Here is a 23,692-nt window from a genome sequence, read left to right on the forward strand (position 1 = left end):
GGTGACGATGACCGGGCCGGACTATGCCTTCGAGGCGCTGCTCACGTACCTCAAGGAGGCACGGGGCTTCGACTTCACGGGGTACAAGCGTTCCAGCCTGATGCGCCGGGTCGACCGGCGGATCACGCAGCTCGGCATGCACGGCTACAGCGAGTACCTCGACCAGCTCCAGGTGCACCCGGACGAGTTCACGACGCTGTTCAACACGATCCTCATCAACGTCACGAGCTTCTTCCGCGACTCGGAGCCGTGGGACTACCTGCGCACCGAGCTGATCCCGCGGATGCTGGCCGAGTCGAAGCCGGACGCGCCGCTGCGGATCTGGAGCGCCGGGTGCGCGTCCGGCGAGGAGGCGTACACCCTGGCGATGCTGCTGTGCGAGGTGCTCGGCCCCGACGAGTTCCGGCGCCGGGTCAAGATCTACGCGACGGACGTCGACGAGGAGGGCCTCGCCCAGGCCCGGCAGGCCGTCTACAACGAGCGTGACGTGCAGGCCCTGCCCGACGGGATGCTGGAGCGCTACTTCGACGTCACCGGCAACCGGTACAGCTTCCGCAAGGACCTCCGCCGGTCGGTCATCTTCGGCCGCAACGACCTGGTCCAGGACGCGCCGATCTCCCGCATCGACCTGCTCGTCTGCCGCAACACCCTGATGTACTTCAACGCCGAGACGCAGGCACGGATCCTCACCAGGTTCCACTTCGCGCTGGCGCCTGCCGGGCTGCTGTTCCTCGGCAAGGCGGAGATGCTGCTGAGCCACACCACCCTGTTCGCGCCGGTCGACCTGAAGCGGCGGGTGTTCCGCCGGGCCGCCCGCCCGGCGTTCCTCGGCGACCCGGTCCTGGCCGTCCCGGTGCCGGCGCTCGACGCCTCGCGGCTCACCGGCCTGGACCGGCTGCGGCACGAGGCGTTCACGGCCGGCCCGGTCGCGCAGATCGTGATCACCGACACGGGGGTGGTCGCGCTCGTCAACCATCAGGCGGAGACGCTGTTCGGGCTGTCGTCCTCGGACTGCGGCCGGCCGTTCCGCGACCTGGACCTCTCCTACCGGCCGGTGGAGCTGCGCGGGCACATCGAGAAGGCCAAGACCGACCGCCGGGTCGTCCGGGTCGCCGACGTGCAGTACACCACCGGCCAGGGTGAGAAGTTCCACCTCGACGTGCAGATCCACCCGCTCACCGACGGCTCCGGCGAGCTGCTCGGCGCGGCGATCGTCTTCCAGGACATCACCACCGCGCGGCGCCTGCAGCAGGAGCTGGAGCACTCGAATCAGCAGCTGGAGGCGGCGTACGAGGAGCTGCAGTCCACCAACGAGGAGCTGGAGACCACCAACGAGGAGCTGCAGTCCACGGTCGAGGAGCTGGAGACCACCAACGAGGAGCTCCAGTCCACGAACGAGGAGCTGGAGACGATGAACGAGGAGCTGCAGTCCACGAACGACGAGCTGCAGGCCATCAACGAGGAGCTGCAGGACCGCACCGGCGAGGTGCACGAGTCGAACGTCTTCCTCCAGGCGATCCTCAGCAGCCTGCGCTCCGGGGTCGTCGTGCTCGACCCGGAGCTGCGCGTCATGGTCTGGAACCGGCGCATGGACGACCTGTGGGGCATCCGCGCCGAGGAGGCCGTCGGCCAGCACTTCCTCAACCTCGACATCGGCCTGCCCACCGACCGGCTCCGGCCGCTGATCCGCTCGGTCCTCGGCCCCGGCCCGGCCCAGGACCACCTGACGCTGAGCGCCATCAACCGCCGCGGCCGCCCGACCTCACTGCGCATCGCCGCGAACCTCCTGGTCGACGGCAACGACACCGCCGCCGGCGCCATCCTCGTCATGGACCCGGTGACCCCCACCGAAGACCCCGCCCAGCCGGACCCGGCCGCCACCGTCGACGAGCACCAGACCGGGCACTAGACCCCGGTCCCGCCCCTCAGGGGCGCAGGGTGCACCAGACGGTCTTGCCGTCCGCGGTGCGGGTGGCGCCCCAGGTCACCGTCAGCGCCTCGACGATCATGAGGCCGCCGACGCTGCCGGCCGGGGCGGACAGGCGGGGCAGCGAGGGCGCCCGGTCGCGGACCGCCAGGTGCAGGTACCGCCCGCGGATCGACACCCAGGCGGTGACGGGCGCGGCCCCGTGCCGGAACGCGTTGACGACCAGCTCGGTGATCACCAGCTCGGCGGGGCCGGTGAGCGCCTCGCGGCCGTGCCGCCGGCAGAAGGCCCGCACCACGTCGCGGGACTGGGCCAGGCCCCCGGCCAGGCCGTGGACGTCCCACCCGACCTGCACGGCCCCCTCCTGCCGGGCGGCGAGGGCCTCCGCCTCCGCCAGGCCCACGGCGACCGCCGTGTGCCGGGCGACCGCGAAGCTGTCGAGGTCACGGGCGACGGCGGGCGCGGCCGAGTGGATGACGATCTGCGCGCCGGGCCAGGCGGCCGCCGCCCGCGACAGCGAGAGGAACACCGTCAGCGCGACCGGGTCGGCGACCGTCACCCCGGCGAGGTCGACGAGCACCGCGGCCGGCTCCCCGGTCAGCGCCTTGAGCACGGACTGCCGGAGCACCGCGGCGGTGAGCGGGTCGAGCGTGCCCCGCGCGGTCACGTAGGCCAGCGGCGGCCCGTGCTCCAGGTCGCAGACGAGGAGGTCGGCCGGCACGGGTCGACTGTAGCCCCGGACCGGCCCCGCCGCGCGCGGAGCCGGCCCGTGGCGTCAATCTCTGCCCACCGCACAGTGACGGCCGAAGATTTCCTTCACCAGGCCATTGACATCGATGATGCTGACTGAAGACACTCATCAGCAATCGATTTCTCACCTCATCGCGACAGGTGCCCCGGATCCCGGGACACCCATCTTGAGCTGCCCAAGAACCCGAAGGAGCACCGTGAGACGCACCCCTGCGGCGTTGCTGGCCGCGCTCTGCCTCACCATCACCGCGGCGGTCGCCGCCACCCCACCGGCGGCGTCGGCCGCGCAGGACCGCATCCTCGCCTGCCCGTCCATCCCGTCCGGTCACGACCCGGCGGTCACCACGATCGTGTACCGCGTCGCCCGCGGCCTCAACGCCGACGACAAGGTGATGCTGTCGGCGTTCGAGGCCGGCTGGGTCGAGTCGCACATGAACAACCTGCCGTGCGGCGACAAGACCTCGCTCGGCGTCTTCCAGCAGCGCTGGGACTACGGCTGGGGCACCGCCGAGCAGATCATGGACCCGGTCCACGCCTCGACGCAGTACGTCACGCGCGCCATCACCTGCGACCGCAACAACCCCGGCTACAGCGCCGGGCAGGTCGCCCAGTGCGTGCAGCGCTCCGGCTTCCCCGACCGCTACGACCAGGTCGCCGCCAAGGCGCGCACGCTGCTCGCCGAGGCGGCCCGCACCGCGTCCATCGCCGCCGGTTCGAGGACCGACGTCAACGGCGACGGCCGCGACGACATCCTGACGTTCACCCAGAACGCGAGCGCCGACGTGTACGTGGCGCCCTCCACCGGCAGCGCGTTCGCGGGCACGTCGGTGAAGTGGCACGACTTCTTCTCCATCGGCGGCGAGACCGCCTCGACCGGCGACGTGAACGGCGACGGGAAGGACGACATCGTCACGTTCGCGCACAGCAACACCGGCGACGTGTACGTGGCGCTGTCCACCGGCACGTCGTTCGGGGCCGCACAGAAGTGGCACGACTGGTTCGCGCCCGGTGCGGAGATCGGCGCGGTCGGCGACGTCAACGGCGACGGGAAGGCCGACATCATCACGTTCACGCACAACCCGGCCGGCGACGTCTACGTGGCGCTGTCCACCGGCACCGGCTTCGGCCCGGGCGTGAAGTGGCACGAGTTCTTCGCCCCGTTCGGCGAGTACCCGGCCGTCGGCGACGTCGACGGCGACGGCAAGGCCGACATCATCACCTTCACCCAGGGCCCGGCGAGCGCCGCCGACGTCATCGTGGCCCTGTCCACCGGCACGTCGTTCGGGGCCGCACAGAAGTGGCACGACCTGTTCGCGGTCGGCGCCGAGCTGCCCCGGGTCGGCGACATCAACGGCGACGGCAGGGCCGACATCGTCACCTTCACCTGCGACGCCGACGCGGACGTCTACGCCGCGGTCTCCACCGGGACGGGTTTCGCCGGCACGACCGTGAAGTGGAACGACTTCTTCTGCCTCGCCGGTGAGTTCCCGTACCTCGCGGACGCCAACGGCGACGGGAAGGACGACATCGTCGTGTTCACCAAGGGCGCCACCAACGACGTGTACGTCGGCATCTCGACCGGCACCGCCTTCCTCGGCGGCGCGAAGTGGCACGACTTCTTCGGCCTCAACGGCGAGGCGACCCTGTGAGCCCCCGACGGGAGACCCCCATGGCATCGACCTGGTTGCGCCGCGGCGCGACCGCCCTCCTCGCGGCCGCGCTGGCCGCGACGACGACCACCACGGCGGCCGCGGCCGCACCCGCGCGAAGCCCTCTCGACGCCGCGTTCGACCGGGCCGCCGGCGAGTCCGGCGTCCCGCGCGACCTGCTCGTCGCCGTCGGCTACGGCGAGACCCGCCTCGACGGGCACGGCGGCAGGCCCAGCCAGGACAACGGGTACGGCGTGATGCACCTGGCGAGCAACCCCGGCAACCACAGCCTGGAGCGCGCCGCGCGGCTCACCGGCGAGCCCGTCGCCCGGCTGCGGCAGGACACCCCGGCGAACATCCGCGGCGGCGCGGCGGTCCTGCGCGACCTCGCCGACGCGCAGGGCCTGAAGGCCGGGGACCGGGGCCGGATCGCCGCCTGGTACCCGGCGGTCGCGGCCTACTCCTCCGCCGTCGACGACGCGACCGCCCGCCTGTCCGCCGACCACGTCTACGACCTGCTGCGCGACGGCGTCACGGGCGTGCTCGCCGCCCGGAAGGTCCAGCCGGAGCTGGGCAGGTTCGCCGCCGTCCAGCCCGCCGGGGCGCCGAAGGCGTCCCTGGCCGCCCTGCCCGAGTACGGCCCGGCGCGGTGGGTCCCGGCCAACGCCGCCAACTACGGCGCGGGCCGCTCCAGCCGGATCACCACGGTCGTCATCCACGTGACCCAGGGCTCCTACGCCGGCACGGTCAACTGGTTCCAGAACCCGGCCGCCGGCGTGAGCGCGCACTACGTCGTCAAGTCCAGCAACGGCGAGATCACCCAGATGGTGCGCGAGGGCGACACTGCCTACCACGCCCGCTCCGCCAACGCGTACGGCGTCGGCATCGAGCACGAGGGCTACGTGGACAACCCGGCGTGGTTCACCGACGCGATGTACCGCTCGTCGGCGGCGCTCACCCGCTACCTCTGCGACAAGTACGGCATCCCGAAGAACCGCACCGGGATCAAGGGGCACAACGAGATCCCCGGCAACGACCACACCGACCCGGGCCCCAACTGGAACTGGAACTACTACATCTCCCTGGTCAACCAGGGCGGTGGCGGCTCGGGCGGCAGGTACTTCGCCGGCTCGCCGACGGACTTCAACGGCGACGAGCTGGACGACATCGTCACCTTCACCCAGGGCACGCTCAACGACGTGTACGTGTCGACGTCGACCGGCACGGGCTTCGCCGGCACGTCGGTGAAGTGGAACGACTACTTCGGCCTCACCGGCGAGACCCCGCTGACCGGCGACTTCAACGGCGACGGGCTGGACGACATCGTCGTGTTCACCGGCGGCACCCTCGGCGACGTGTACGTGGGGCTGTCCACCGGCACGTCGTTCGGCCCCGGGGTGAAGTGGCACGACTGGTTCGCGCCCGGCGCGGAGGTGCCCGCGGTCGGCGACGTCAACGGCGACGGCAAGGACGACATCATCACCTTCACGCACGACACCGCCGCCGACGTCTACGTGGCGCTGTCCACCGGCACCGGCTTCGGCCCGGGCGTGAAGTGGCACGAGTTCTTCTCCATCGCGGGCGAGTACCCGGCGGTCGGTGACGTCGACGGCGACGGCAAGGCCGACATCATCACCTTCACGCAGGGCCCGGCGAGCGCCTCGGACGTGATCGTGGCGCTGTCCAACGGCACGTCGTTCGGCGCGCCGCAGAAGTGGCACGACCTCTTCGCCGTCGGCGCGGAGCAGCCGCGGGTCGGCGACATCAACGGCGACGGCAAGGCCGACATCGTCACCTTCACCTGCAACGCCGACGCCGACGTCTACGCGGCGACCTCCACGGGTACGAGCTTCGCCGGCACCACGGTGAAGTGGAACGACTTCTTCTGCATCGCCGGCGAGTTCCCGTACCTCGGCGACGTCAACGGCGACGGGAAGGACGACATCATCGTCTTCACCAAGGGCGCCACGAACGACGTGTACGTGGGCATCTCGACCGGCACGGCGTTCCTCGGCGGCGCCAAGTGGCACGACTTCTTCGGTCTCAACGGCGAGACCACGCTGTAGCGCACGAAAGAGGCGCCCCACCCGGCCGGGTGGGGCGCCTCTCCATGACCCGTCAGGAGCCGCCGAGCTTGGTGTACACCTCGGCGGCGTTGTCCTTGGTGATCTGCTGCGTGCCGAGGGTCGTGCTGCGCGGGACGTCCTTGGAGCAGTCGACCAGGATCTTCCTGGCCAGGTCGACCGCCTCGCGGCCGCCGGTGGCGTACTGGAACGTCGCGCTGAGCCGGCCCTGCTCGACGGCCTTGATGCCGCCCGACGGCACGGGCAGCGCGTCGATGCCGGTGAACTTGATCTTCGTCTCGAGGCCCGCGGCCTTGGCGGCGAGGTAGGCGCCCTCGGCCATCGGGTCGTTGTGCGCGTAGACGGCCGCGACGTCCGGGTGCGCCTTGAGCAGCGCGTCCGCCACCGACTGGCCCTTCTCCCGCAGCCAGTCGCCGGGCTGCGACGCCACGATCTCGATCTTCGGGTTGCCGGCGATGCCGGCGCGGAAGCCGTCCGCCCGCTCCTTCGCCGGGGTCGAGCCCGGCAGGCCGGCGATCTCGATCACCTTGCCGCCGTCGGGCAGCAGGGTCTTGGCGTAGTACTCGCCGGCGGCCTTGCCGATGGCAACGTTGTCTCCCCCGATGAACGCGGTGTAGGCGTCGCCCTCGACCTTGCGGTCCAGCACGATGACCGGGATCCCCTGGTCGTACGCCTTCTTCACGACCGCGGTGAGCGGCTTCGCCTCGTTCGGCGAGATGATCAGCAGGTTGATCTTCTGGGTCAGGAAGCTCTCGACGTCGGCGACCTGCTTGCTGTTGTCCTGCGCGGCGTCGGAGACGACCACCTTGAAGCCGGGGACCGCCTTCGCCGCGGTCTGGACGTCGTTGTTCATGACCTGCCGGTACGGCTCGGCGTTGTTCGCCTGCGACATGCCGATGAGGAACTCCTTGCCGGTGCCGCAGGCGGCGGCTCCCGACGCCCCGGCGGCCTTGTTCTGCTCCGACTGGGTCTCCACGCTGCACGCGGAGGTGGCGAGCAGTGCGCCGGCGGCGAGCAGGGCGAGCGTGCTGGTACGGGTACGCATTGATCGCTCCTGGTGGATGGGGGTTGGGGTGTCAGACGACGCTGCGGTGCAGCTTCTGCAGGCCGGCGGCGGCCACGATGACCAGGCCCTTGATGAGCAGCTGGACGTTGGCGTCGATGTTGTTGAGCGCGAGGATGTTGTTGAGGATGCCGAGCAGGAGCGCGCCGGCCAGGGTGCCGCCCATCGAGCCGGAGCCCCCGGACAGGCTGGTGCCGCCGATCACCACCGCGGCGATGGCGTCCAGCTCGTACCCGGCACCGTCGTTGGGGCTGCCCTGGTTGAGCTGGCCCGCGTGGACGATCCCGGCCACCGCCGCGAGGAGCCCGGCGATGGCGAACACGGCGACCTTGACCCGGGTGACCGGGACGCCCGAGAGCCGGGCCGCCTTCTCGTTGCCGCCGATCGCGTAGACGTGCCGCGAGAACGCGGTGGTGCGCAGCACGACGACGGCGGCGACGCCGATGGCGATGAAGAGCACGGCCGGCACCGGCACCACGCCGTTGATCGAGCCGTTGAGGATCTCGAACGCGGGCGGCGCCTCCTTGGGGCCGTCGCCGTACGCGATCGGGATGCCGAGCCCGCCGGACCAGATGCGGGCCAGGCCGCGGGCGACCTGGAGCCCGGCGAGCGTGACGATGAACGACTGGATGCCCAGCCGCGCCGTCGCGTAGCCCTGCAGGGCGCCGAAGACCGCGCCGATGGCGAGGACCGCCAGGACCGCCGGCAGGATCCCGTAGCCGGAGTCGACCATCAGCGTGGCGGTGCCGACGGCCGACAGCCCGAGGATCGCGCCGACGGACAGGTCGATGCCGCCGAGCAGCACCACGAACGTCATGCCGATCGCGATGATGCCGATCTCCGACACCGCCCGGACGATGTTGCCGAGGTTGCCGGTGGACAGGAAGAGGTTCTCGCCGCCGCGGGTCGGCGACGCGATGACCGCGGCGACGAACACCACCACGAGCGCGAACAGGCTCTGCACCGCGAAGAGCCGGTCGATGAGCTCGCGGCGGCTGCGGGGGCGGCGCAGCCAGCGCGCCACCGAGGTGCTGAGGGATGCCTTGAGCCCGGTGGTGCCGGCGGCCGGCGTCTGCTCGTCGATCACGCTGACTCCCTCGAAGAGTGATCCGGCTTCTCGTGTGTGGCCACGCCTTCTCCGGTCGCGGCGGCGGCAGGTGTACCGGCGGTGCCGGCCACCTCGATGTCTGCTCCGGGCGCGGGGGCGTCCGTCGCGCTGACGGCGGCGGCGCGGGTCGTGCCCATGGCCGCGGCGAGGACGGTCGCCGCGTCGGTGCGCGCCGCCGGCAGGTCGGCCACCGTCCGCCCGGCGCGCAGGACCACGATCCGGTCGCAGACGCCGAGCAGCTCCGGCAGCTCGGACGAGGCGAGCAGGATGCCCATCCCGTCGTCGGCGAGCCGGTGCAGCAGCCGGTAGATCTCCGCCTTGGCGCCGATGTCGACGCCGCGGGTCGGCTCGTCGAGCAGCAGCAGGCGCGGCCGCGCGAGCAGCTGCCGGGCGAACACGACCTTCTGCTGGTTGCCGCCGGACAGCGCCCCGACGGGCACGGCCGGCGACGGGGTCTTGATGGCCAGCTCGGCGATCTTGCCGAGCACCGCCGCGCGCTCCCGCCGGCGCCGGACGATCCCGGCGGTGCTCAGCCGGTCCAGGGCGGTGAGCGCGATGCTGCGCCCGGTCGAGTGGCCGAGCACGAGCGCCGAGCCGCGCCGGTCCTCCGGCACGAACCCGACGCCGTGCCGCAGGGCCCGGCGCGGGCCGCCCGGCGCGTACGGCACCCCGTCGAGGCGGACCGAGCCGCTCCGGCGCCCCGCCGGACCGGCCCCGAAGAGCGTCTCGAGCAGCTCGGTGCGGCCCGCCCCCATGAGCCCGGCGAGGCCCACGATCTCGCCCGCGCGCACCGTGAGCGTGACCCCGGCCGGCTCGCACCGCCCGGGCCGCCGGGTCCTCGGCCGCACGGCCAGGCCGGCGACCTCGAGCAGCGGCGCGCCCTCCTCCGCCTTGACCTCCGTCTCCGCCGAGCCGAAGAGCGTCTCCACGGACCTGCCGACCATCAGCGAGATGATCTCGCCCGGGCCGGCGGCGCGCGGGTCGACCGTGCCGGCGACGCCGCCGTTGCGCAGCACCGTGGCCCGGTCCGCGATCTGCCCGATCTCCTCCATGCGGTGGGAGATGTAGACGATGCCGACACCGCGGCGGCGCAGCTCGTCGATGGTGGCGAAGAGCCGGCGCACCTCGGCGTCGGCGAGCGCCGCGGTCGGCTCGTCCATGACGAGCACCCGCGCGTCGAGCGACAGCGCCTTGGCGATCTCGACCAGCTGCTGCTCGCCGACGCGCAGCGCGCCGACGGGCCGGCGCGGGTCGAGCTCGGCGCCGAGCTGCCGCAGCTGCTCCCGGGCGTTGCCCAGCATCGCCCGGCGGTCCAGCAGCCGCAGCCGGTTGCGCGGCTCCCGGCCGAGGACCAGGTTCTCCGCCACCGACAGCCCCGGCACCAGGTCGAGCTCCTGGTGGATCGTCGCGATGCCGGCCGCCTGCGCGTCGGCCGGCCCCTGGAAGCGCACCGGTTCGCCGCCGACCGTGATCTGCCCGGTGTAGTCGGTGACCACACCGGACAGCACGTTCATGAGCGTCGACTTGCCGGCGCCGTTCTCGCCGAGCAGCGCGTGCACCTCGCCGGCGCGGACCGAGAAGTCGACCCCGGCGCAGGCGACCACGCCCCCGAACTGCTTCGTGATGCCGGTCATCGTGACGAGTGCCTGGGTCGCGCTCATAGGCATCACTCCAACGAGACGTCTCAACAGCGAGAAATCGATTTCTCACCGTGGAACGTAGAAGACCGTCACTACCCTGTCAAGGTCTCGTAGCGGTGTCGTAATGATCAATATGAATCACGGTGTCGCGTTGATCTGGGCCTGGACGGTGCCGGCGAAGGCGACGTCCCGGCGGACCCCGCTGGCGGCGAACCGCCACGTCCCGCCCGGGTACTGCCCCGGCGCCCACGCGGTCCCGCCGGAGCGCCACAGCGGCTGCCACGCGGCCCCGGCGTGCCCGGCGTCGTACCAGATGTTGTCGCCCCGCCACGCCGACGCCCAGCGGTGCGACGACACCACCGACAGCCCGTCGGCGGACAGCATCGACCAGGGCGGCATCCCGCTGACGTCGCCGGTCGGGCGGGCCTCCACCGACGGGTCGCCGACCATCGGCAGCGCGCCGTCGACGTTGAACGCGACCTCCCACACCCCGGCGGTCGTGGGGCCGCGGACCGACCAGACCACGTCGCTCTGCAGCGCCGGGCCGGTCCAGCGCGGCGCGACCGTGAGCAGCCAGTCGGCGGTCACCGGCTCGTCGCCGAACGGGATGCCGGCCAGGTTGATCCGGGACCCGTCCGCGGACACGTCGATTCGCGCCGGCGCCCCCGCCGCGTCGGTGACCCCGAAGCCGCCGACGGCCAGGTACGGCCCGGTCCCCCGGAACGACGAGTCCAGCGCCGGCCGGTACGCCCCGTCGCCGCCCGGGTCCACCGCCAGGGAGGCGATCCGCGCCGACGGCCAGGTGCGGATGTCGGCGCGCAGGAAGCCGGTGCTGACCACCCGTCCCCGCGCGACCACGCCCGAGGTCCATTGCAGCGGCGCCAGCCACAGCCCGCCCATGCCCCAGCCGGCGTGGCTGAGGTACCAGGCGGACCCGTCGACCACCACCTCGGCGGCGTGCGCGTCGAGGACCGCCACCCGTTCCGCCCCGTCGAAGCGCAGCGGGTCGCGGCTGCGGTAGACCGCCGTGCGCCGGTACGCGGCGCCGTAGTCGGCGCCGTCGCAGCAGACGAACAGGTACCACCACTCGCCGCGCCGCACCACGAACGGCGACTCGGTCTGCCCGGCCGCCTGTCCCGTGAACGGCGAGGTGAACGCGGTGCCGCGGGCGCTCCACGTGCGCAGGTCGGTGCTGGTGCGGTAGCCGACGATGTGGTTGCCGCCGCCGGGCGCGGTCGTGGCCGTGTAGTACATGACCCACTGGTCGCCGACCCGGGTCACCATCGGGTCCCGCGCCTCCCACCCGTCGGTGAACAGCGGGTTCGCCGGGCTGCGCGTCCAGGTGACCAGGTCCGTCGACGTCGCCAGGTGCATCCGGTACCGCGTGTGGTCGGGGTTCCCGGCGGCGTAGAACATGTAGTAGACGCCGTTGTCGTGGACGACGTGCGGCGCCCAGATCCACTGCTCCCCGGCGGCCGGCGACGCCACGAGGGCCGGCGGCTGTTTCGTCCACGGCCCGGTCGGCGACGGCGCGGTCGCGTGCCCGAACATCGTCTCCTGCAGCGGCGCGCCCGGCTCGGCGTGCGTGATGCCGAACGCGTGCCACACGCCGGTGCCCTGGTGCCGCACGATCGTGTGGTCGTTGAAGTACCAGGCGGAGGACTCCCCCACGCCCGGGTCGTAGACGCGGGTGAGCGCGCCCCGCGACGGGGTCTCCGCGACGGTCTCGTAGGTCGTCGTGGTCACCGCCGGCAGCGCCCCGACCCGCTGCAGCGTGATCGTGTCGAGCCCGGCGAAGAAGCCCGACGAGGCCGGGGCCCGGCCGGTGACGGTGACCGTGAACCGGTGCGTGCCGGCCGTGAGCGCGACCGAGCCGAGCGGCACGGCGCCGGTGCGCTGGACGGACGGCGCGTAGCCGTCGAAGAGCTGGCCGACCGCGACCCCGTCGACGGCGAAGCGCAGCGTGCCGTAGTCGGCGGCGCGGGTCAGGACCCCGCCCAGGTCGTACTGGCCGGGGGCGACGGCGGGCAGGGTGACGGTGACCGTGTCGCCGGCCCGGGCGGCGCGGAACCACAGCTGCCGCCCGCCGGACCAGGTCACGCCGCAGCAGTCCGGCTGCGCCTCGACCGGCGCGGTGGCGGACACCGCCGGCAGCAGCGACTCCGCCTCGAGCTTCACGGGCGCGTCGGCGGCCCGGGCGGGCCCTGCCGGAATCAGCAGGGCCCCCACGGTCACCACAGCGGCGCAGAGGGCGGCGGCGCGCATCACGGCACGCTCGGCCGCGCGACCGTGGACGCGCCGCCGCCCAGGTTGTCGTGCCACCGCCAGGCGTTCTGCACGAAGCGCCCGCCGTCGGAGAGCGACACGTACACGTCGGCCGCCGGATCGCCGGTGAACGTGACGATGTCGGCCTTGCCGTCGCCGTTGAAGTCGCCGACACCCGCGCGTTCGGCGTTGACGGCGAAGTTGTCGTGCCACTTGCCGGGGGTACCGAAGCCGCCGCCGGACGACAGTGCGACGAGGACGTCCGCGGTCGATCCGCGGGTGAAGACCGCCACGTCGTCGCGCCCGTCGCCGTTGAAGTCCCCGCTCGCGACGGCGTCGCCGCCGAAGCCGGACCGCCACAGCCAGCCGTCCTGCACGAAGCGGCCGCCGTCGGACAGGGCGACGTAGACGCTGCCGCCGGACCCGCCGGTGAAGGTGGCGATGTCGTCGCGGCCGTCGCCGTCGAAGTCGCCGACCACGGGCGTCTCGGTGCCGACGGCGAAGTGGTCGTGCCACTTCACGCCGGGGCCGAACCCGGAGCCGGTGGACAGCGCGACGTACACGTCGGAGGTCGTGCCGCGGGTGAACGTGACGATGTCGGTGCGCCCGTCGCCGTCGAAGTCGCCCACGAGCGGCACCTCGGCGTCCACGGCGAAGAAGTCGTGCCACTTGACGCCGGCGCCGAAGCCGCCGGAGCCGTTGCCGAGCGCCACGTACACGTCGGCGAGGCCGCCGCGGGTGAAGGTGATGAGGTCGGTGCGGCCGTCGCCGTCGACGTCGCCGGTGAAGGGCACCTCGCCGTCGAGTGCGAAGAAGTCGTTGCCCTTCACGGCGGGCCCGAAGGCGGTGCCGGACGACGTCGCGCTGAACACGTCCGCGTCGGCGCCGCGGGTGAAGGCGACCGCGTCGTCGCGGCCGTCGCCGTTCACGTCGCTGACCGTGCGGCCGCGGGTCGTGCCGGAGACGACACCCGACGCGGGACCCGCGTTGCCGGCCGCGTCGACCGCGACGACCCGGTAGTACCACGTCTGCCCGACCGGCAGGGGGCCGTGCCGGAAGCTCGTGCCGCTCACCGTGCCGCGCAGGTTCGCCGCGGTGACCGGGACGCTCGCGTTCGTCGAGCCGTAGACGCGGTAGGCGGTCACGCCGACGTTGTCGCTCGCCTCCGTCCAGCTGAGGCCGATCGCGTGGGTCCTCCCTCCGGCGGTGGTCAGGCCGGTCACCGTGCCGGGGGCGGTCGTGTCGGCGAACGGCGCCACCATGCTCAGCGCGCTGTACCTCGACGCCGTCCACGCCCCGCCGGAGGGCGTGAGGGTGACCGAGACCGCGGACTTGCCGGCGGTGAGCGCGACGGGCAGGGTGAACTCGTCGGTGAGCCAGCGCTGGGCGGCGTTGCCGAGCGGTTGCAGCCACACGCCCGCGCTGACGCCGTCGACCGCGACCGCTGCCTGCTGGTAGGCGCGCTGCTGGTCGCCGGTGCGGCGCAGCCGGACGCCCGAGTTGCCGGGGTCGGTCGCGACCCGGAACGAGATCGCCGCCGAGCCGGCGCGCACCTGGGCGGTGGTGGACACGTCGTCGTTGTCGCCCTCGAAGACCGACGTCAGCCCGTACTGGGTGGCGGCGCCGTCGCCGTAGGCGTGCGCGCCGCGGCTGGCCGCGTCGCCGGTGACGACGGTGTCGGTGAGGCGCAGGGCGGCGGTCGGCTGGGTGTACAGGAACGCGGTGGAGGCGTAGTCGGCCGGTTCGTTGGCGGTCGGCCCGTGCTCGATGCCGAAGCGCAGCCCGGTCGTGAACGACACGGCGTCGCCGATCATGAGCCGGTACGCGGCGTCGCACTCGTCGGCGCAGCCCGCGGTGCGGAAGCGGTGCCCGGTGTTGCCGGTGAAGACGCCGGAGTACTCGCCGCGGTTGAAGTACCAGCCCGACTCGTAGAAGTCCTCGGTGCCGGTGCCGTACAGCTGCGGGGTGGCCGACCCGTCGACGTACACCCGCTCGTCGCCCTCGAGGTAGTTGCGGGTGTTGCCGCCGGTGATGTGCGCGCGCATGGTCTGCGCGACGCCGACGAAGCGCCCCCGGCCGGCCTGGTCGGCGATGACCCAGTCCTTGCCGCTGACCGTCTCGCCGCGCCGCGACTGGGCGGTGAAGTGGCCGAGGTCGCCGCCCCAGGCCGTGGGTGCCGAGGTCACCTCGGCCTGGACGCCGCCGATCGAGGCACCGCCGGTGTTCGCGATCGCGACGGTGGCGCCGGATCCGAACGGCATCGGCCACCAGGCGCTGTACCAGCCGCCGGGCGCGGCGTCCATGGCGAACATGAGCGAGCGCACGGTCCGCTCGCCGAGCCCGGCGCCGAAGAACTCCGCGACCGGCGCGTCCACCGTGGTGCGCCCGTCGAACGTGATCCGGACCCGCAGGGCGGTGAGGTTGGCCTCGGTCGCGGCGGCGTCGGGGATCCGCAGCCGCAGCGCGGTGATCGCCCGCGGCCCGGAGAGCGTGGCGAGGGTGGCCTGGCCGCCGGCGAGGGCGGTGACGGTCACGGCGGTGGTGACCGCGCCGGGCTGGGCCGGCTTGGGGTCGCGCAGGCCGGCCTGGCGGAGGTTGTCGACGACGTCGGTGGCCGGGTCGGCGGGGTTGAAGCGGGTCACCCCGTCGGCGTCGGCGAACTGGCGGTAGCCGACGTGGTAGAAGAGCGGGTTGTTCTGGGTGACGACCCGCATGCTGCTGCGGTACGGCATCGGCACCTTGACCGTGACGCCGCCGGAGGTCTGGTCGGCGTCGGTGACCAGCGGCCAGCTGAACGGCGCGCCGAGGTTGCCGTTGACGAGGTTCTGCAGGCCGGTGTCGACGACGGTGACGCCGTCGAGCTCGATGCGGATCCAGCCGGTGGCGCTGACGTTGCCCTCGTCGCGGGTGAACCAGATCGACTGGATCTCCCCCGGGCCGCGGTCCTCGGCGAGCACGCAGCCGCCGTCGATGCGCAGGCAGGAGTAGGTGCCGCCGAATCCGTCGTCGTTGGAGCCGTCGCGGCCGAAGCTGGAGAACTGCTTCGTCCTGGTGCCGGCGGACAGGGTGGGCAGCCGGTCGAGGCGGCGGTAGGTCTCCCAGCCGACCGGGCCCTTGTCGCCGGCGACCGCCGCGACCGCCGGCGGGGCGGCGCCGATGACGGTGAGCAGCGGGATGAGCAGGATCGCTACGGCGGCTCTTCGCAAGACTCGCATGGGTGGCGTCCCTTCGGGGAAATCGATTACCCGCAAGTAGACGACTAACATCCAGGTCCGTCAATATGTAGGAAGGTTTCACCGGAGAAATCGATTTCCAGCACCGTAGCCGCGCTTCTCCGGGGGTGTCAACGGCGAGGCGTGGCATCATTGCGCTCCGGAGCCGCCTGGAAGGATGTAGGTCATGGCGACCATCTACGACGTCGCACAACGGGCGCAGGTCTCCCCCGCCACCGTCTCCCGCGTGCTCAACGGGCGGGCCAGCGTCGACCCCGACATGGTCGTGCGCGTGCAGGACGCGGTGCGCGAGCTCAACTACCGACCCAACTCGGTGGCCCGCAACCTGCGCCGCAGCCGCACCACGCTGTGGACGGTGATCATCTCCGACGTCGGCAACCCGTTCTTCACCGCGATGGTCCGCGGCGTCGAGGACGTCGCCCAGCGGGCCGGCTACTCGGTCGTGCTGTGCAACAGCGACGAGGACCCGGCGAAGGAGGCGCAGTACGTCACCGCCGCCCTGCAGGACCAGATGGCCGGGGTGATCATCTCCAGCTCCGGGCACGCCGCGAACGTGAACCGGCTGATCGAGGCGGGCACGCCGGTCGTCGCCATCGACCGCCAGATCAGCGGGGCCAACGTCGACAGCGTCCTGGTCGACAACGAGCACGGCGCCCACATGGCCACCGCGCACCTGCTCGAACGTGGCTACCGCCGCATCGCCTGCATCACCGGCCCGCGGAAGGTGTCCACGGCCGCGCAGCGGCTGCGCGGCTACCAGCAGGCGCTGCGCGAGCAGGGCTTCGCGACCCCGGCGGCGCTGGTGCGCTACTCCGACTACCGCGAGGAGGGCGGCTACGCCGCGATGGCGTCGCTGCTGGACGCCGGCGACCCGCCGGACGCGGTGTTCGCCGCCAACAACCTCATGACCGTCGGGGCGGTCGAGTGCGTTGTCGACCGCGGCATCGCCGTCCCCGCCGGCATGGGCGTCATCGGCTTCGACGACATCCCGTGGGCGCACCTGGTGCGGCCGTCGCTGTCGACGGTCTCGCAGCCGACGTACGAGCTGGGCCGGACCGCGGCGATGCTCCTCGCGGAGCGGATCACCGAACCGGACCGGCCCGCCTCGACCGTCACCCTCCAGACGACGCTGAAGGTGCGCGAGAGCAGCCTCAGACCTTAGGACCTAGAGCTTCACGTCCCCGCACAGGTGCACGACGACGCCGAGCCCGTGCAGCATGGCCGCCTTCGCCAGCAGGGCCCGGTCGGCCGCGGCGGCGTCCGGGGCGTAGGCGACCTGCACGTGGTTGGCCTTGTGCCGGGCCATGAGCTGGTCCCGGCCCACCCCGTGCAGCACCGCGTGCATGATCGGCCACTGCCGGTCGGTGGCGTCCAGCCGGCGCTGGGTCTCCTCCGGCGGCAGCTCCCGCACGCTCGCCCGGCCCAGGTCGGCGTGCAGCACGCCGTCCATGATGAACACCCGCGACCACACGATCTCGCCCGGCTTCGACACGCCACTGAGCGTGCCGCCGCCGAGCGGGAAGAACATCGGCGGCTGGCGCATGCTGTAGCTCTTGTCGTAGCCGCCGTTGTGCGAGGCGGGCACCGAGCCGGAGATCTCGAAGACCCAGACGAACTCGCCCTCGTACTGCTCGCCCCAGCGGATGTCGTGCAGGGTGGTCGCCGGGTCGAAGCCCATCGCGTTCCACAGCCGGTTCGTCAGCAGCGCGTCGACGGCGACCCCCTCGTCGACCTCGTTGAAGTGCGGCAGGGGCGCGCCCGCGTACAGCTCCCTGGCGCCGTCGCGGCTGCGCACCGGCGGGCGCTCCACGTTGTTGAGCAGGCCCTCGGCCAGGTCGCTGGCCGGCACCACGTCCTTCAGCCCCTGCTGGTACTGGATCCCGACCGCGTCGAGGCCGAAGTCGTCGCTGATCCGCAGCGCCGCGACGTACATCCTGCACTGGCTGAGCACCTGTGCCTCGGTCAGCTCGGTGGCCTCGTCGGTGCCGAAGTGGAACGTGAACCCGCGGTCGTCCAGCCACGATGTGACCGCGGCCGCCTCCGCGTCGGTGACCTTCAGCATCTCCGCGACGAGCGCGCTCTGCGACAGCCGCTCCTTGTAGATGCCGAGCGGGTTGAGCAGCTCGTCGTCGAAGATCGCGTTGTACATGCCCATGCAGCCCTCGTCGAAGACGCCGATGATCGCCTTCTCGTCGCGCAGCTGCTCGGCGAGCGCGGTGCCCAGGACGACCTCCGGTGCCTCCCGGTCGAGCGCCGGCAGGTCCCGGACGTGCGACAGGTCGTGCACCACGGTGCCGGTCTCCAGCCACTCGCGCAGCCCGTCGACGGCCCAGTCGTCGGTGAAGTCCTCGCTCCACAGCGCCGAGTGCGCCACGCCGGCCTTGGTGAGGCTGGCGGTCAGGTTGAGCAGGCCGACCAGCCCGGGGAACGCGCCGGACCAGTTCGCCACCACCAGGATCGGGCCCTGATGGGTGCGCAGGCCCGCGAGCACGTGGTGGCTGTACTGCCAGACGGCCTCCACCACGATGAGCGGCGCGTCGCCCGGGACGTGCTTGAACACCTCGATCCCCATGCGCTGGCTGTCGATGAAGCCGTGCCCCTTGACCTCGTCGAACTCGTGCGCCCGTCGCGCCTGCCAGCCGAGCCGCGCCAGGGCCGCGGTCACGTCGGCCTCCAGCCGCTGCTGCGTCGGCCAGCACCGCAGGTTGGCGCTGGGCCGCAGGTCGCCGCTCGTCACCAGGTACGCGGTGACCGGCTCGGCGGCCGGACGCTCCAACGGGACCGGGAGCTGGTACGGACTGGTCATGGGGTTCCTCCGGTTGACTCGGTGCCGGCTGCCAGGCGGTGGCTGATGTCGGCGGTGGCCGGGTACAGGTCGAGGTACAGCTGGTAGCGCTCGTCGTAGACCGCGGCGGCGCCCGGGTCCGGGCTGATCCGCTCGACGACGGGGTTCCAGGTCCCGACATCGGTCGTGTTGCTCGCCAGGAATGCGGCGCCGTAGCTCGCGCCGATGGTCTTCTCGGGGATCAGCTGCTCGCGGCCGGTCACGTCGGTGACGATCTGCGCCCACAGCCCGCCCTGCGTGCCGCCGCCGACCGCGACGATCCGCTCGATGGTGCCGCCGGCCGCCTCGATCGCCTCGATGTTGTGCCGTACGCCGAACGCGGTCGCCTCCAGCACCGCCCGGTACAGGTCGCCGCGGGTGTGCCCGACCGTCAGCCCGGCGATCACCCCGCGCGCGTGCGGGTCGGCGATCGGCGTGCGCTCTCCCGCGAAGTACGGCAGCATCAGCAGCCCTCTCGCGCCCGGCCCGGACTCGCGCGCCTCTTCCAGGAGCCGCGGATAGCCGGGCGCGCCGAGCAGGTCGTGCAGCCAGCTCGTGATCGCGCCGGACGTCGCCATGCCGGCGGCGAGGTTGCGCGTGCCGGGGAACGCCCCCGTGGTCCCCCACAGCACGGGCGACGTGTTCCGCACGTCGGTGGTGTGCACCAGGAACATCGTCGTGCCGTACATCAGCATCAGGTCGCCGAGCCGCTGCGCGCCGACGCTGACCGCCTCCGACCAGGCGTCGATCGTCCCCGCCACGACCGGCGTGCCATGTCGCAGCCCGGTCTCGGCGGCGGCCGCCGGGGTGACGCCGCCGATGACGTCGCCGGGCCAGACCAGCGGCGGCAGCGCGACGCCGCCCGCCAGGTCCGCCGCCCACGGCTCGTGCCAGGCCTGCGCCGCGGCGTCGTACATCGGCGTGCACTGGCTGGCCGAGTGCTGGTCCAGGTAGTACGCCCCGGTGAGCCGCCACCCGAGCCAGCTGGCCGGCATGAACAGCCGCCGGGCGGCCCGCCACACCTCCGGCTCGTGCTCGGCGACCCAGGCCAGCTTCGGCCCGACGCTCTGCGTCGACAGCGCCGACCCGGTCCGCTCCCGGATCACGTCCGGCCCGCCGAGCTGCGCCGTCAGCCGCGCGATCTGGGCGGTCGCCCGGGTGTCGACGCCGTACAGGATGCCGGGCCGCAACGGGAGGCCGGCGTCGCCTGTCAGGACGACGCACGGCCCCATCCCGCTCACCCCGACGGCCGTCACTTCACCCGGATGCGCCGCCAGCAGCTCCCGGACGATCGAGACGGCCTCGCCCCACCACAGCTCCGCGTCCATCTCCACATGCCCGGGCCGCGGCGTCTGTACGTCGTGCCCGCGCACCGCGGTCGCGATGATCGCACCGTCCCCGGCGACGAGCACCCCTTTGGTACTCGACGTCCCCACATCGATGCCGATAACCATCCCGCTGCCCGACATGGCAACAAGATGTCAGAAATCGATTTCCCCGTCAATGCTGTGCTTCCGCCCCACCGCTGTCGCGGCGGGTCCCGGCGGGGATGCTCACCCGACCGCTGTCCTTCCGCCCCACCGCTTGCGCGGCGGGTCCCGGCGGGGATGCTCACCCGCACCCCAATGCTCGCTGCGCTCGCACTGCCAGCGCTTGCGCGCGGCAGCCTCACGCGCCTGCGCGCGGCATCCGGGCGCCCTGTCCGTCCTGGTCAAGCGGCGCGCGGTGGGCCCGGTGCGGGTGCTCGCGAAGGTCGCCGCGTCGAGCCGCACGCTGTCCAGGTCGATCTCCACGACGAGCCGGCCAGCCCGCCGCGACGGTTCCCGGCCGGTCTGACGTGCCATCCTCCGCACAGACGTTGGTCACTACGAGCTTGCTCGATGGCCCAGCGGTGCTCGTCGTGTGGGGCGATCTCCGCTTCCCCCGCCGCGGAGCGGGCGGGGGTCAGGTTCGGAAGCGGCCGACCAGTTGGGTGAGGCGGGTCGAGACCTGGGTGAGTTCGCCCGCGGCGCCTGTCACCTGGCTGATGCCGTCGGCCGTCACCTGGGCGATGTCGGCGATGCTGCGGACGCTGCCCGCGATGCTGATCGCGCTGTCCGCGGCGCCGCCGATGTGGGTGCCGATGCTCGCGGTGCTCGCCGACTGTTCCTCGACGGCGCTGGCGATGCTGCCCTGGTAGGCGTTCACGGTGCCGATCACCTCGCCGGTCGCGGTGATGGCCTCGACGGCGCGGGCGACGTCGCGCTGGATGGCGGCGATGCGGGACGTGATGTTCTCGGTGGCCTCGGCGGTCTGCTGGGCCAGTGCGCGCACCTCGTCGGCGACCACGCCGAAGCCCTTGCCGGCCACGCCGGCCCGTGCGGACTCGATGGTGGCGTTCAGCGCGAGCAGGTTGGTCTGCTTGGCGATCGCGCTGATCATGCCCAGGACCTCGTTGATCGCGGCCGAGGACTCGCCGAGGCGGGTGACGGTGGCTGTGGCCTCGTCGGCGCGGGCGACGGCGTCGGCGCCGGCGGTGCTCGCGGCGGCGGTGCTGCGGGCGATCTCGCTGATCGAGTTGCCCATCTCGTTCGCGCTGGCCGAGACCGTGTGGACGCTCTGCGAGACCTCCTCCGCCGCCCCGGCCGCGGCCTGGGCCTCGGCGTGGGTGCGCTCGGCGTTCATGGTCATGCCGGCGCTGATCACCGACAGCTCGTGCGCCGCCGCCGAGGCCGTGTCGGCGGTCTCGGCGATCTCCCGGACCAGCCGGGCGATGTTGTCGGCGAACCGGTTGAAGCGCTTCGCCAGGTCGCCGACCTCGTCGCGGCGGGACTCGTCGACGCGGCGGGTCAGGTCGCCGTCGCCCTCGGCGATCTCGGCGATGCGTTCGGAGAGCACGTTGATCGGGCGGACGATGCCGCGGGTCAGCCACAGCGAGACCATCAGCAGCAGCACCGCGGCGATGAGCGTCCCGCCCAGCACGGTGCGCTCGGTCGAGTCGACGACGGAGTTCGACCTGGCCTGCAGCGCGGCGATGCGCTGGCGTTGCGCGGCGAGGAGCTCGCCGGTGACGCTCTGCACGCCGGCCGTGAGCCGCTGGGCCCGGTCCCCGTCGGCGACCTTCCGGGCGGCCTCGAAACCACCGGACTGGCGGGCCTGCACGACGCGGTCCATGAGCGCGAACCGCGCGTCGAGCAGCGGGCGCAACTCGCGGATGCGGTCCCGCTCGGCGGGGTCGGCGCCGATGCGCCGGGCGAAGTCGGCGAACTTCGCGGTCGCGGCGTCCTGCGCCTGCTGGTGCGCCTTCAGGTCGGCGTCGGCGCCGGAGACGAGGAACGCCTGCGTGCCGCTGGAGGAGGCCTGCAGCGCGTTCCACAGCTCGTCCAAATCGGACATGAGCGCGTGCGCCGCCTCGACCTGGCGCTGGTCGTCGGTGAGCCGCAGCGTGTTGCGGTACGCCACCGCGCCCACGGCGATGAGCAGGACCAGCGCCACCGCGAACCCGGCCAGCAGCCGCCGCCCGATCGTCCACCGGATGTCGCGCAGCGCCCCGGTCAGACCCCCGCTCGGGGCCGCCATCAGGCGTCCCGCCGGAACTTCGTGATGGAGCTGTCCCGGGCGACCCCGTCGGCGGCGGCCTGCATCCGGGACGCGAAGTCCGCGGGGCGTTTCAGCGCGCCGGACATCACGTCGGCGATGGTGGCCTGCCAGGCCTTGTCCAGCGCCCCGTACCAGTCGTTGAACTTCCAGGTCATGAGGTTGTTCCCGGCACCCTTGACGACCTCGTTGGCCGACGCGAGGCCGCTGGAGCCGACGACCCCGTCGGCCGAGCCCTTCCGGCTGGCCAGAGAGTTCGTGAGCTCGCTGAAGCGGCCCGCGCCGGCCTTGGACAGCATGACGCGCAGGTACTCCAGCCCGCCGGCCTTGTTCTTCGCCATCGTCGGCACCGCGAACGTGCCGGAGGCGCCCGCCCGGGCCGACCCGTAGGGCATCGTGTCGCCCGTGCCGACGCTCCACACCGGCACGATCGTCAGCTTCACCGACGCCGGCAGCGTCGCCTTCATCTCGTTCTCCAGCCAGGTGCCGCAGGGCAGCATCGCCGCCCGGCCGTCGATGAGCGCCTGCTGCGACTCGGTGTGCGACAGCTTGTCGCTGCCGGCCAGCACGAAGCCGCGCCCGACGAGCTCGATCGCCAGCTCCACCGAGGCGAGCACGGCCGGGTGCTGCCAGGCGCCCGGCTCGAGGTTGTCGATCGCGGCCGCCGCCGCGGCCCCGCCGGCCTTGTGGATCCAGTCGGCGATGGTCCAGCCCATGTAGTACGGGTACTTCCCGGCGTGGGCGAACGGCGCCACCCCGGCCGCCTTGATCTTCGGGGCGAGCTCCAGGAACTGCTCCCACGTCTGCGGCGGCGACCAGCCGGCCGCCTGCCAGCGGGTGGCGTCGTAGAAGAGACCGAAGACGGTGTACATGTAGTTGAGCCCGTACACCTTGCCGTTGAACGTCCCCGACTCCACCGTCCCGGGCAGCAGCGTGTCGCGCACCTTCACGCCGGGGTCGTCGAGGCTCGGGCTGTCCAGCAGCTCCGTCAGGTCCAGCAGGGCACCGTCGTTGACCAGCTCGCCGGTCGTGAACTGGTCGGCGCCGTCGTTGTTCATCACGTCGGGCGGGTCGCCGGAGTCGAAGCGGCCCTTCAGGTCGCCGACGATCTTCTTCGTCGACGTGTGCTTGATCTGCGCCCGGGGGAAGCGCTTGCGGTACAGCTCCTCGTGCGCCTTGGCGTAGTCGTCACCGAAGCCGCCGTTGAAGATCACCACCTCGAGCGCGCGCTCCGGCGTGATCCCGAACGGGTCGAACGCTGCCGTGGGCGAGCCGTCGTCCCCGCATCCTGCGAGCAGCCCCGCGGCCGGCAGCGTCGCCGCGGCCAGCAGCGCCCGTCGTGACAAGTGGTTCACGCACGTTCTACTCGGCCGGGAACCGTGCCGCTTGAGCATTCGCACCGGCGCGGTCCTCCCGCAGGGTGCCTCCGCCCAACCGGCGGCCGGTTCAACCGAACCCGGTGGTGTTCGCCGGTGCGCGGCGAACATTCCCCTGTCCGCGCAGCCGGTGCGCCCACCCGCAGGTTCGTTGTTCGCCGGCGGCCGGGCGAACGCCTCCTGCCGCGTGTACTGGG

General features: G+C 72.5%; 14 protein-coding genes. 4 read left to right on the forward strand and 10 right to left on the reverse strand.

Annotation, left to right across the window (positions count from 1 at the left end):
- Positions 1–7 precede the first annotated feature (7 nt).
- Positions 8–1,909: a CheR family methyltransferase gene (locus ACQEVZ_RS16310; protein WP_433367174.1), complete on the forward strand. Its 1,902-nt coding sequence runs from the start codon at positions 8–10 to the stop codon at positions 1,907–1,909.
- A gap of 16 nt (positions 1,910–1,925) precedes the next feature.
- On the opposite strand, the gene ACQEVZ_RS16315 is transcribed toward ACQEVZ_RS16310, so the two are convergent.
- Positions 1,926–2,648: an STAS domain-containing protein gene (locus ACQEVZ_RS16315; protein ID WP_433367177.1), complete on the reverse strand. Its 723-nt coding sequence runs from the start codon at positions 2,646–2,648 to the stop codon at positions 1,926–1,928.
- A 226-nt stretch (positions 2,649–2,874) separates the two neighbouring features.
- Here ACQEVZ_RS16315 and ACQEVZ_RS16320 point away from each other — a divergent pair, with 226 nt between their 5' ends.
- On the forward strand, positions 2,875–4,326 hold the full coding sequence (locus ACQEVZ_RS16320; RefSeq protein ID WP_433367180.1) for an FG-GAP repeat domain-containing protein: 1,452 nt from the start codon (positions 2,875–2,877) through the stop codon (positions 4,324–4,326).
- 20 nt (positions 4,327–4,346) lie between these two features.
- Positions 4,347–6,392: an N-acetylmuramoyl-L-alanine amidase gene (locus ACQEVZ_RS16325; RefSeq protein ID WP_433367183.1), complete on the forward strand. Its 2,046-nt coding sequence runs from the start codon at positions 4,347–4,349 to the stop codon at positions 6,390–6,392.
- Positions 6,393–6,444: 52 nt separating this feature from the next.
- Here ACQEVZ_RS16325 and ACQEVZ_RS16330 read toward each other — a convergent pair whose 3' ends face one another.
- The 5 genes from ACQEVZ_RS16330 to ACQEVZ_RS16350 form a co-directional block, all read right to left on the reverse strand.
- The gene (locus ACQEVZ_RS16330) at positions 6,445–7,455 is read right to left on the reverse strand and encodes a substrate-binding domain-containing protein (RefSeq protein WP_433367186.1); all 1,011 of its coding nucleotides are present in this window, start codon (positions 7,453–7,455) and stop codon (positions 6,445–6,447) included.
- Positions 7,456–7,486: 31 nt separating this feature from the next.
- Entirely contained in the window at positions 7,487–8,560 is a 1,074-nt protein-coding gene (locus tag ACQEVZ_RS16335; protein ID WP_433367189.1) for an ABC transporter permease, read from the reverse strand.
- Positions 8,557–10,242 (reverse strand): sugar ABC transporter ATP-binding protein, encoded by a 1,686-nt coding sequence (locus ACQEVZ_RS16340; RefSeq protein ID WP_433367192.1) that lies wholly within the window; start codon positions 10,240–10,242, stop codon positions 8,557–8,559. The genes ACQEVZ_RS16335 and ACQEVZ_RS16340 overlap by 4 nt, the downstream gene beginning before the upstream one ends.
- Before the next feature lie 117 nt (positions 10,243–10,359).
- On the reverse strand, positions 10,360–12,486 hold the full coding sequence (locus ACQEVZ_RS16345; RefSeq protein ID WP_433367195.1) for a family 43 glycosylhydrolase: 2,127 nt from the start codon (positions 12,484–12,486) through the stop codon (positions 10,360–10,362).
- Entirely contained in the window at positions 12,486–15,701 is a 3,216-nt protein-coding gene (locus ACQEVZ_RS16350) for a DUF2961 domain-containing protein (protein ID WP_433367198.1), read from the reverse strand. Before ACQEVZ_RS16350 ends, ACQEVZ_RS16345 begins: the two co-directional genes overlap by 1 nt.
- A 184-nt stretch (positions 15,702–15,885) precedes the next feature.
- Between ACQEVZ_RS16350 and ACQEVZ_RS16355 the strand changes: the two genes are divergently transcribed.
- Positions 15,886–16,881, forward strand: a complete 996-nt coding sequence (locus ACQEVZ_RS16355) for a LacI family DNA-binding transcriptional regulator (protein ID WP_433367201.1) — start codon at positions 15,886–15,888, stop codon at positions 16,879–16,881.
- A 3-nt stretch (positions 16,882–16,884) separates the two neighbouring features.
- On the opposite strand, the gene ACQEVZ_RS16360 is transcribed toward ACQEVZ_RS16355, so the two are convergent.
- From ACQEVZ_RS16360 to ngcE, 4 genes are all read right to left on the reverse strand, one after another.
- Entirely contained in the window at positions 16,885–18,525 is a 1,641-nt protein-coding gene (locus tag ACQEVZ_RS16360) for a fucose isomerase (protein WP_433367204.1), read from the reverse strand.
- On the reverse strand, positions 18,522–20,012 hold the full coding sequence (locus ACQEVZ_RS16365; protein ID WP_433367207.1) for an FGGY-family carbohydrate kinase: 1,491 nt from the start codon (positions 20,010–20,012) through the stop codon (positions 18,522–18,524). The genes ACQEVZ_RS16360 and ACQEVZ_RS16365 overlap by 4 nt, the downstream gene beginning before the upstream one ends.
- Positions 20,013–20,487: 475 nt before the next feature.
- The gene (locus ACQEVZ_RS16370; RefSeq protein WP_433367210.1) at positions 20,488–22,101 is read right to left on the reverse strand and encodes a methyl-accepting chemotaxis protein; all 1,614 of its coding nucleotides are present in this window, start codon (positions 22,099–22,101) and stop codon (positions 20,488–20,490) included.
- Complete coding sequence (gene ngcE, locus ACQEVZ_RS16375) at positions 22,101–23,474, reverse strand: N-acetylglucosamine/diacetylchitobiose ABC transporter substrate-binding protein (protein ID WP_433367213.1); 1,374 nt, start codon at positions 23,472–23,474, stop codon at positions 22,101–22,103. The genes ACQEVZ_RS16370 and ngcE overlap by 1 nt, the downstream gene beginning before the upstream one ends.
- Positions 23,475–23,692: the final 218 nt, after the last annotated feature.

Source organism: Dactylosporangium sp. CA-152071, from assembly GCF_050936335.1.
GTDB classification, from domain to species: Bacteria; Actinomycetota; Actinomycetes; order Mycobacteriales; family Micromonosporaceae; genus Dactylosporangium; species Dactylosporangium maewongense.

What these genes read in the sequence shown, in the direction of transcription:
- ACQEVZ_RS16345 (WP_433367195.1), bottom strand. Translation starts at nt 12,486, where the DNA reads ATGCGCGCCGCCGCCCTCTGCGCCGCTGTGGTGACCGTGGGGGCCCTG.
- ACQEVZ_RS16370 (WP_433367210.1), bottom strand. Translation starts at nt 22,101, where the DNA reads ATGGCGGCCCCGAGCGGGGGTCTGACCGGGGCGCTGCGCGACATCCGG.
- ACQEVZ_RS16310 (WP_433367174.1), top strand. Translation starts at nt 8, where the DNA reads ATGACCGGGCCGGACTATGCCTTCGAGGCGCTGCTCACGTACCTCAAG.
- ACQEVZ_RS16355 (WP_433367201.1), top strand. Translation starts at nt 15,886, where the DNA reads ATGGCGACCATCTACGACGTCGCACAACGGGCGCAGGTCTCCCCCGCC.
- ACQEVZ_RS16360 (WP_433367204.1), bottom strand. Translation starts at nt 18,525, where the DNA reads ATGACCAGTCCGTACCAGCTCCCGGTCCCGTTGGAGCGTCCGGCCGCC.
- ACQEVZ_RS16330 (WP_433367186.1), bottom strand. Translation starts at nt 7,455, where the DNA reads ATGCGTACCCGTACCAGCACGCTCGCCCTGCTCGCCGCCGGCGCACTG.
- ACQEVZ_RS16365 (WP_433367207.1), bottom strand. Translation starts at nt 20,012, where the DNA reads ATGTCGGGCAGCGGGATGGTTATCGGCATCGATGTGGGGACGTCGAGT.
- ACQEVZ_RS16325 (WP_433367183.1), top strand. Translation starts at nt 4,347, where the DNA reads ATGGCATCGACCTGGTTGCGCCGCGGCGCGACCGCCCTCCTCGCGGCC.
- ACQEVZ_RS16340 (WP_433367192.1), bottom strand. Translation starts at nt 10,242, where the DNA reads ATGAGCGCGACCCAGGCACTCGTCACGATGACCGGCATCACGAAGCAG.
- ACQEVZ_RS16350 (WP_433367198.1), bottom strand. Translation starts at nt 15,701, where the DNA reads ATGCGAGTCTTGCGAAGAGCCGCCGTAGCGATCCTGCTCATCCCGCTG.